At 42.7% G+C, this 10,250-nt stretch carries 7 protein-coding genes; all 7 read left to right on the top strand.

Annotated elements, in window-relative coordinates; genetic code table 11:
- Positions 1-234: 234 nt before the first annotated feature.
- On the top strand, positions 235-2,397 hold the full coding sequence (locus NC238_17930) for a DEAD/DEAH box helicase family protein (protein MCM1567791.1): 2,163 nt from the start codon (positions 235-237) through the stop codon (positions 2,395-2,397).
- A 33-nt stretch (positions 2,398-2,430) separates the two neighbouring features.
- A complete protein-coding gene (locus NC238_17925) occupies positions 2,431-5,007 on the top strand; it encodes an AAA family ATPase (protein ID MCM1567790.1) in 2,577 nt (858 codons plus the stop codon).
- Complete coding sequence (locus NC238_17920) at positions 4,994-6,271, top strand: McrC family protein (protein MCM1567789.1); 1,278 nt, start codon at positions 4,994-4,996, stop codon at positions 6,269-6,271. The genes NC238_17925 and NC238_17920 overlap by 14 nt, the downstream gene beginning before the upstream one ends.
- A 34-nt stretch (positions 6,272-6,305) precedes the next feature.
- A complete protein-coding gene (locus NC238_17915; protein MCM1567788.1) occupies positions 6,306-7,337 on the top strand; it encodes a macro domain-containing protein in 1,032 nt (343 codons plus the stop codon).
- Positions 7,338-7,339: 2 nt separating this feature from the next.
- Positions 7,340-7,795 carry a hypothetical protein gene (locus NC238_17910; protein MCM1567787.1) on the top strand — a complete coding sequence of 152 codons (456 nt, stop codon included), beginning with the start codon at positions 7,340-7,342 and terminating at the stop codon, positions 7,793-7,795.
- 79 nt (positions 7,796-7,874) lie between these two features.
- The gene (locus NC238_17905; protein MCM1567786.1) at positions 7,875-8,528 is read left to right on the top strand and encodes a VWA domain-containing protein; all 654 of its coding nucleotides are present in this window, start codon (positions 7,875-7,877) and stop codon (positions 8,526-8,528) included.
- Entirely contained in the window at positions 8,528-9,349 is an 822-nt protein-coding gene (locus tag NC238_17900) for an ADP-ribosylglycohydrolase family protein (GenBank protein ID MCM1567785.1), read from the top strand. Before NC238_17905 ends, NC238_17900 begins: the two co-directional genes overlap by 1 nt.
- Positions 9,350-10,250 lie beyond the last annotated feature (901 nt).

Genomic DNA, 10,250 nt, shown 5'->3' with positions numbered 1-10,250 from the left:
TAACAGAAAAAGAATCCATAGCAGCATTGGGTATATTACCCCTCAGCAATGTGAAGATATGGCTGAAAAATCAGCATAAAAAATTCGAGTTTTTGTGTCTACTATATTGACATAAATCCAGTTCTTCAAAGGGATAGTATCCTAGACATACTTCACCGTTTCGTACAACTTACGAGAGATGAGAAGACTGGTAAAGAGAAGCTGATATTCCCTCGCTATCATCAGCTAGATGTTGTGCGAAAACTCGTTGCCGACGTTTACAAGAACGGGTCGGGCAAGAACTATCTGATTCAACATTCGGCTGGCTCGGGCAAATCGAACTCCATCGCATGGCTTGCCCACCACTTGACGAATCTGCACGATGCAAACGACGAATCAATATTCCATAGCATTGTAGTTATTACCGATCGTCGTGTTCTCGACAAACAGCTTCAGCGTGATATTTACAATATGGAACACAAGCCGGGGGTGGTCGTGCGTGTCGACAAGAATGCAAAACAACTAACTACTTCACTCGAAAATGGTGATAAAATCATTGTCTGCACTTTACAGAAGTTTCCGTTTGTCGACGTACAGAGAGTAGCAACAGAAGGTAGGCGATTTGCCATCATCGTAGACGAAGCACATTCCTCTCAAACAGGCAAAGCAAGCGAACGCTTGAAAGAAGTTTTGGCTGATATTTCTGCACAAGGCGAAGACGCTATCGAAAAAAAACTGCACGAATATGCCGTTGAAGAAGCGAAAGCCGAAGCCGAGGAAAAGGACACCGACGAGGAGATCGCAGCCGAAATGGCTACACATGGTCAGCAGCAGAATCTTTCATTCTTTGCATTTACCGCTACACCGAAGCAAAAGACGCTTGAGATCTTCGGTACAAAATCAGTTAACGGAAAACCGGAGCCATTCCATGTTTACAGTATGCGGCAGGCTATCGAGGAAGGCTTCATTTTCAATGTTCTCGAAAATTACACAACTTATGAAACTTATTTTCAGATCGGTAAGAAAGTTGCTGATGATCCAGTTTATTCGAAAGGTCAGGCAAATAAAGCTCTTGGCAAATATATGGGGCTTCACCCACACAACCTTGCTCAAAAGACTGAGGTCATTATTGAACATTTTCGTAGTCAGGTTCAGCATCGCATTGGTGGCAAGGCAAAAGCGATGCTTGTGACAGGCTCACGGTTACATGCAGTGCGTTATTATTTTGAGTTTCAGAAATACATCAAAAAGATGGGTTACACGGATCTTGGTGTATTGGTCGCATTTTCCGGCATGGTTAAAGACAACGTAACCGGAGAGATGAAGGAATATACAGAATCCAATCTGAATAATTTTCCCGATTCTGAAACGGTGGAGAAGTTCGATTCGGTTGAATATCAACTTTTGCTTGTAGCTGAAAAATACCAAACTGGCTTTGACCAACCACTCCTACATACGATGTATGTAGACAAGAAACTGTCCGGCGTAAAGGCTGTGCAGACACTCTCCCGCGTTAATCGCACTTATCCAGGCAAGACGGAAACCTTTATTCTGGATTTCGTAAATTCCCGTGAGGACATTGAAAAGGCGTTTCAAGACTATTATCAGGAGACCGGCGTTTCTGAAACGACCGATCCGAATACCATTTACGATATCAAGAATGTCCTTGACAGCTTTATGCTCTATCTGGATAGCGAAATTGAGGCTTTTGCAAAGGTGTTCTTTAAGGAAACGAAAAATCAGGGAAATATCGACTTAGCGAAGCTAAACTCTTTCATAGATCCAGCCGTTGACCGCTACAATGCTCTTACAGAGGAACAGGACAAGATGGATTTCAAGGGTGCACTTGCAAAGTTTATCCGCCTGTATTCATTTCTTACACATATTATCAAGCTTGGGGACGAGAAACTTCATAAGTTCTATGCCTACGCTAAGGCATTGATTCGTAAGCTACCGAGGGATGCTGGTGAGCGAACACCGAACCTCGATAACGAAGTATTATTGCAATACTATCGCCTCCAAAAGTCATATGAAGGTACTATTGAGCTTGTAAAAGAGGACGGAGTATTATACGGTAAGACCTCCGGCACAGGGCTACCTCTTGAGGACGAGAAAGAAAAGCTATCAGAGATTATCCAGAAACTAAATGAGAGGCTTGGCACCAACTTTACCGAGATGGATAAGGTGCTAGAGCAGTTTGTGCAGGACATGGCAAGCAACGAGGAAATGGTTCTTCGAGCCAAAAATCCGCTCGATCTCTTTAAAATAATCTATGACAACAATATTATGGATGTTGTACTTTCCCGTATGGCAGAGAACACTAAATTCTGCGAACGGTATCTAGAAGACGAAGAATTCAGAACAGAAATAGATAAAATATTGCTGCCGCTTGTTCATGCGCGGCTCTCAAAAATATAGGTCGAAGTTTGATAACTAAGGAGGGTGACAATCATGGATAATGCATATCAATGGGTGCCGTTTTATGAGGCACTCGCCGATAAATTGCTTGTATACAGTGATAAGCGGGATCAACTCTTTGCCCTGATGAAGAATGTCTCGTCGGAACAGCCATTAATGAAATATCTACATTTCGAGCGTGAGGACTGGTGGGGCCCCCGGCATTACCAGATTGACCCATTCTCAGTGGTTGGCGTTATGAATCGTGGCACAACAGATGCGAATCGCACTGTACTAGCAAAAGTTCTCGCCAAAACGTTTGATATTAAACTTTCTGCTCCGACGCAGTTTGCTGGTATACCCACTCTCGATAACAGGAAGTCATTCTTTGCAGGCGTTGATGAGATATGGGAGTTATTTATTCTTGCAGTAAAGGTTGCTGAGACAAATAGCTTTACTGACGAGTTTAAAAATGCCTTCGAAAAGGCTATTGCCGTTAGTGGCAATGGTCTAGCTTATATCACTATGGGTCTATACTGGATTAGACCTAATATCTTTATGCCGCTTGATGGTAATTCTCGAGCGTACGTTTCTGCAAAATATGGGGTAATCGCCCCGAGCAGCAACTGCACTGGAGATGAGTATGTGGCTTTTCTTGATACGCTCAAGGCGAAAATTGGTGAACAGTCTCCCAACCTTACATTTCCCGAGTTATCTTATACTGCGTGGACACAGAAAGATGATAAAACGTCGGCTGGTTCAAGCGGAACTTCAGATGCTGATGAGCAAAAGCAGCGAGCAGCCTTTAGACAATGGTATATAAACAATGGTGGCTCACCTAATTCTGCAAACTCCTATGCATCCGCTATTGGCAAAACCAAGCTAAAGAACGGACGAGCAGTATTTGCTGTTGCCGTTTACGACGAACTTAATGCCGCAATTGAGAACGGAGGCCTCGATGGGTATTTCCAAACCAGTGGCGGCGATTACACAAAGATGGAAGCTGTTTTTGATATTGAATCGTCTGTCCAAAGAGATGATTTAAAAAGTGGCATAAAACACTACCTCGGTTTCCTCCAAAGCAAGGGTGCACCAGTCGTGTCAGTTGGAGCCATTACTACGGATAATACGCCTGTTGGTCAATCCGGCATCTATAGAACGCCTAAAAACCTTATTCTTTATGGAACACCAGGCACCGGCAAGACATATAGTTCCATACTGTATGCTGTTGCGATCATTGAGGAAAAACCCTTCGTTGACGTGAAAGCAGAGAATTATGATGCAGTGTTTGCCCGCTATCTAAAGTACAAAGAAGATGGGCTCGTTGCATTTACGACATTTCATCAATCGTTCGGATATGAGGAGTTCATTGAGGGCATTCGCCCTGTTGTTTCGTCGGAAGATAAAGCCGAATCTGGTCGTGAAATCGAATATGAGGTTCATGACGGGATCTTTAAGGCGTTCTGTGACAAAGCAGGAGCGCCTGTTGGGAGCGGTGCAGATGTCGACTTGGGAATTGGTAAGAATCCAACCGTGTGGAAGGTCTCTCTTGAAGGAACGGGAGATAACCCAACCCGTACCGAGTGTTTCGCAAATAACCATATTCGCATCGGATATGATAGCTACGGTGAAACGCCGCCAGACTCCTATGAAAAGGGTGATAACGGGAGAAACATATTAAATGCCTTTTATTATAAAATGCAAATCGGTGACATCGTTCTTTCGTGTTACTCGAACAAAACGATAGATGCTATTGGCGTTATCACAGGTGAACCCGAATGGCACGATGAATATGCCCATTATAAAAGGCTGCGCAAGGTAAAATGGCTTGTTACTGGCATCAACGAAGATATCTACGAACTGAACTCTGAAAAGCTAATGATGCAACCGTCAGTGTATAAGTTGTCAATATCCGTTTCTGATACGCTTCAGTTATTGAAAAAAATAAAACCTAGCCTGTTCACTCAAACAATGAAAGTTCCCAATCGTGTCTTTATTATTGACGAGATTAACCGAGGAAATATATCAAAAATATTCGGTGAACTAATAACTCTCATCGAGCCGACGAAACGCATTGGGGCAAGCGAGCAACTGAGAGCTTCTTTGCCTTACTCAGGTCAGAAGTTCGGTGTACCTGATAATGTATATATTATAGGTACGATGAATACCGCTGATCGTTCCATTGCTCGAATTGATGCAGCACTACGCCGCCGATTCAGCTTTGTTGAGATGCTTCCAGAATCGGCTATACTCAAGGATATTCTTGTCGATGGGATCGATATTGCTGAAATGCTTGATACGCTTAACAAGCGGATCACCGTTTTGCTCGATCGCGAACATACCATTGGTCACTCATATTTCCTATCACTAAAAACTGACCCGAGCATCGAACGCCTTGCAGCGATCTTTGAGAATGAGATAATTCCGCTCTTACAGGAATACTTCTATGATGATTATGAGAAGATCCAACTTGTGTTGGGTGATAACCAGAAGCCGGATGATAGTACGCGATTCATTGTAAAAAAAGCAGATGCCATAAAGCTTTTCGGGAATGCCGACATTGACTTTCCAGAATACTACGAGATAAACAGTGCGGCGTTAAGGGAGGTCGACGCCTATGCGTTTCTCTAATAAGTCCTACACTATAACTGAATACGGAGGTTTTACACGAGGCGTATCACTTAGTGGTTATCAGAGTTTACCGGAAAAAACCTTTGATGCCCTTGAATCTTTTATTCTCGCTAATACCTCTAACGCAGAAACAGAGGCGGTCGAACTGCTCTCCTTGTCTGCTCGCCGTGGTATAGGTAAAATTATCACCGCTCGTAACTATGTAGGATTAATAACAATGACAGATGGGACGGTCATAGAAATTTTACCAAAGATAGCAAGCGGTGATATTTCTGATGGTGATACAAAACGGATTTTTCTTGAGATGTTAAAAACACTCAAAGATGTGACATTTAAGGATTTTAACATCTCGAACCTGCACACAGATCGGATGAGTCTTCTCGAAATATTTATCAAGATGTTTCTTGACGAGGTTTCCATACTGACTAAACAAGGATTAAAAGCAGCATATACGTCTGTCGAGGCTAATGAGCGGTTCTATAAAGGCAAACTACTGGCTTCCCAGAACATCAAGTACAACCTGATTAATCAAGACCGATTCTTTGTTTGCTTTGACGACTTTAGTATCAATCGGCCTGAGAATCGGTTAATTAAATCCACACTGCGTTTTCTTTTGAAACAGACAACTGATAGCCGCAATCGTCGTGATGCCATCCGTTTGCTTATGTTTTTTGAAGGTGTTGATTATTCCGCAAGCTACGAATCAGATTTTTCAAAATGCATAAACGACCGCAGCATGAGCCACTATGTCAAGGCACTTTCCTGGTGCCGCGTTTTCCTACGTGGCAACAGCTTCACCGCTTTTGCCGGAAGCGAGGTCGCATTAGCACTCTTGTTTCCAATGGGGAAAGTTTTTGAGAGTTTTGTAGCATCAAAGTTTCGTCGGCACATCGGTGACCGTGCTAACCTTCGGACACAAGATACCAGATACAGCCTGTTTGATAGCCCTACCCGTGCTTTTGCTCTCCGGCCTGACATCGTTACAGAGTTTAGCGATCGTACAATCGTTATGGATACAAAGTGGAAACTTCTCTCTGATAATTCCCGCAACTTTGGTATCTCTCAATCTGATATGTACCAAATGTATGCTTACAGTAAAAAATATGATGCGGACAAAATTCTATTACTTTATCCACATTCCGATAGAATAAGCAGAAGTGAATTTAAGTATTCGTCAGAAGATAAGGTTAACGTTGAGGTTGTTTTTATAGATCTAAGAGATGCAGATAAATCTATCACCAATTTGATAGCGAAGGTGTGCTGAAATGTAATAAAGCAATTGAATTGGAGGATTAACGATGCCATTTACCATAGTCCGTCAGGACATAACAAAAATGAAAGTTGACGCTATAGTCAACGCCGCCAACACCGACCTGCAAATGGGCGGTGGGGTTTGTGGAGCTATCTTCAAAGCGGCGGGAGCGGCACAGCTTCAAGCTGCCTGTGATAAACTCTCCCCGATTAAAACGGGTGAGGCGGTTATTACATCAGGATTCGACCTGCCCGCTAAGTTTGTTATTCACGCGGCAGGCCCCGTTTATAGATATCAGAATACCGAGCAGAGTGAAAAACTACTACGTTCCGCATACATGGAGTCGCTCCGGCTTGCCATCGAAAACAACTGTGAAAGTATTGCGTTCCCATTGATTTCAAGCGGGATTTACGGATACCCAAAAGACGAAGCCCTTCAAGTGGCTACTGCTGCAATTCAAGATTTTCTCATCAACAACGATATTGATATAACACTTGTAGTGTTTGATAAATCGGCATTTACTGTAAGCCGCGAGCTGCTCGGTGCAGTCGAAAGTTACATAGATGAGCATTACGTTGACACACACCAAATAAAGCGACGGAAGCTGCTTGATGTAGAACGCAAAGCCATATCCGAAGCAGATGAGCGTGCTAATATATTCAATGAGCCTCTTCTTGAAGAAATGCTCGCTCCTATTGGCGCTCCTGCCCCGCTTGATGATTTAGTTGGCAACCTTGATGAGCCATTCTCTCAGATGCTCCTGCGTTTGATTGATGCCAAAGGAATGACGGATGTTGAAGTATACAAACGTGCCAACCTTGACCGAAAATTATTCTCTAAGATCAGAAGCAACAAAGGATATATGCCAAGCAAGCGCACAGCTATTGCTCTTGCTGTAGCGCTGAAGTTATCTCTCGACGAAACCGACGACCTCTTGGAACGAGCGGGCTATGCACTATCTCACGCCGTCAAATTCGATGTTATTGTGGAGTACTTCATCGCAAACGGTAAGTACGATGTTTTTGCGATCAATGAAGTGCTGTTTGAATACGACCAGCCGCTGTTGGGAGGGTGCTGATTATGGATTATGTTTATGAAATAGATTCACTAATTCAAAAAGCTACATTAGCAATTGGTAAACCAATTTTTAAGGACAAGTATGAAATCGTTGATAGAGGTTTACCGCATATTCCACCTACTCGATTGCCTGATGGGAAGATGGCAATCTACATGTTTTTGCTCGGTGACGAATTTCTAAAAATCGGAAAAGCTAATTATAGAAGTAATGCAAGATTCTGCAGTCAACATTATGGTTTGAATGCACCATCAACACTTGCAAAATCACTGCTTTCGGATAGTGAGATGCGCAGCTTAAACATTACTTCTTCAAATATAAAAAATTGGATTAAAACGAATTGCCGACGAATCGACATAATTATTGATGCAGACTTAGGTGTTTTTGCTTTGGAATTGATTGAGGGGATAATGCATTATAAATATGAACCCAGATATGAGGGTTTTGCATCTCAAAGGTAATTTGTCGCTTCTGAAGCGACCGCCGGTCTCAAGTAAAGTAGTATTCTAAGATTACAATAAATCTTAGGAGGCTACCAAAATGAAAAAGGGATTAACTGAACTGGTATTCATACTCGACAAAAGTGGCTCAATGAGCGGACTGGAAGCTGACACTATTGGTGGTTACAATTCAATGCTCGCAAAGCAGAAGGCAGTAGATGGTGAGTGCTACATTACAACTGTGTTGTTTGATAACAACTATGAACTGCTCCATGACCGTATTGACATTAAGGCAGTCAGCCCGATTACTGACAAAGAATATCAGGTTGGCGGATCGACAGCACTTCTTGATGCAATCGGCAGGACGATTAATAAAATTGGTAATGCTCAAAAGCATACTGCTGAAGATTACCGCGCCGAAAAGGTAATGTTTGTAATTATCACAGATGGTGAGGAAAACTCTAGTCGTGAATATACTGCCGAAAAGATTAAAGCACAGATTAAGCAACAAAAAGAAAAGTATGGTTGGGAGTTTGTCTTCCTTGGGGCGAATATCGATGCGGTTCAGACCGCCGGCAGGTTCGGAATTGCTCCTGACAGAGCGGTTGACTACCTTGCTGATAGCGAAGGTACGAAGCTGAACTTTAAGGTAATGGCAAGCGCTGTGGCGACATTTCGCGAGTCGGGAACGGTTGACGAGACTTGCTTTGAGGAAATCCGCAAAGATGTGAAGCGGCGAGGAGGTCGTAAATAATGCTCGGAGCAATTATAGGAGATATCGTAGGCTCAGTTTATGAATGGCATAACATAAAAACCAAAGACTTCCCGCTGTTCCGTGACGACTGCTTTTTCACAGATGATACCGTGATGACCATTGCTACGGCAGATGCTATTATGAACGGTGGTAAAGCCGACGATTTTATCTATGCTTATAAGAAGTGGGGACGACTCTACCCTGACTCAGGGTACGGTGGCAGATTCGGTGCGTGGATACATTCTGATGACTGCAAACCCTATAATAGCTGGGGCAATGGTTCGGCAATGAGGGTTTCTCCTTGTGCCGAATATGCTTACAAAAGCTACTATCCGGGTGACTGCCCTGAAACCAGCATTTATAATGCGAGGCAACTGGCGATAGTTTCGTCGGGTGTCACACATGACCACCCGGAAGGTATAAAGGGGGCAGAAGCGACTGCCTATTGCATAATGATAGCCTACGGGTACGGACTGGAGGCCGCTAAGAAACATATCCGTGAGGAAATTCCATTGTTGTTTGATTATTACCTTAACAGAATCCTTGACGAAATTCGTCCCACCTACCGCTTCAATGAAAGCTGTCAAGATACGGTGCCACAGGCGATTGTTGCATTCCTTGAAAGTACGGACTTTGAGGATGCAATCCGAAATGCCATCTCTCTCGGTGGCGATAGCGACACACTTGCAGCTATTACTGGAAGCATTGCTGAAGCCGCCTACGGTGTGCCAGATTGGATAAAGGACAAGGCTTTGAGTTATCTAGACGCACCGCTAAAGGATGTGTATAATCGGTGGACATCATACATAAGGAAGGCTTAGAATTATGTGAGCGTAACAGGTATCACTTTATGCCGATTTTCTCTTGACCGTTAAGTATTCGAGGAATAATGTTGACTCATTCCCGCGAACGGACGAAATCAGTTGACCTGTTCCCTCGAACAAAAAACAGCCATATAAACCACTATTGACCTATTCCCGCGAACGGGCAAAATCAAAAATACAGACCAGACATCGAGGTGAGCCTATCGTTCCATGTGGAAACCGTTTGCCTTCTGTCAAGAAAGTAGTCTTTAGAAAACGGCTTAAAATCAAGGTTTGTAGGGGATACAACAATCTTATCTACTCAAGTCTAGTGTGTATATGGGAACATATCGACGGTGAAATAGGCGTCCATATAGGCGCAGACCAGAGGTTGGGTTGAGGCGACAGGATTGATGACACAAAAATGAACCCATAGAATAACTATAGGGTGTGCAAAGAGTACACTGCGGCAGGATGAAAAATCCTGTCGTTTTTTTGTTAGATTTTGAATTGTGTTTTATAAAGGAATTGATAGGCTCATTTGAATTTCATTCGCCATGAAAACAAGTAAAGTGTTCGAATCTGAACACTTAAAATAACAAGTAGACTTGCTGACATTCACGCCTAGTGTGTCCGAATGGGTCTATAAAACAAATGCGATTATTCCTAAATTTATATATTAACTTTTACATAACAGAACATTAAAAAATATAAATCGAAAAGAATAATTGATGCAACTGAAAATAACAGAAATTCGTAAATTCTGACAAGTGTGGTTGGTTGTGATCTGCGTAACTAAACATTATAATATTCATAGAACTAAGAAATGTATGAAATGTACGAATTTGAGGTGAATAGATATGTTAAGTGAGAATCTGATTGTATTAAGAAATCTCAAGGGACTTTCCCAGGAACAGAT

The sequence above is a fragment of the Dehalobacter sp. genome (assembly GCA_023667845.1).
GTDB lineage: Bacteria > Bacillota > Desulfitobacteriia > Desulfitobacteriales > Syntrophobotulaceae > Dehalobacter.
Note: the sequence above shows the minus strand (reverse complement) of the source record. Positions and strands in the feature narration are given on the sequence as shown.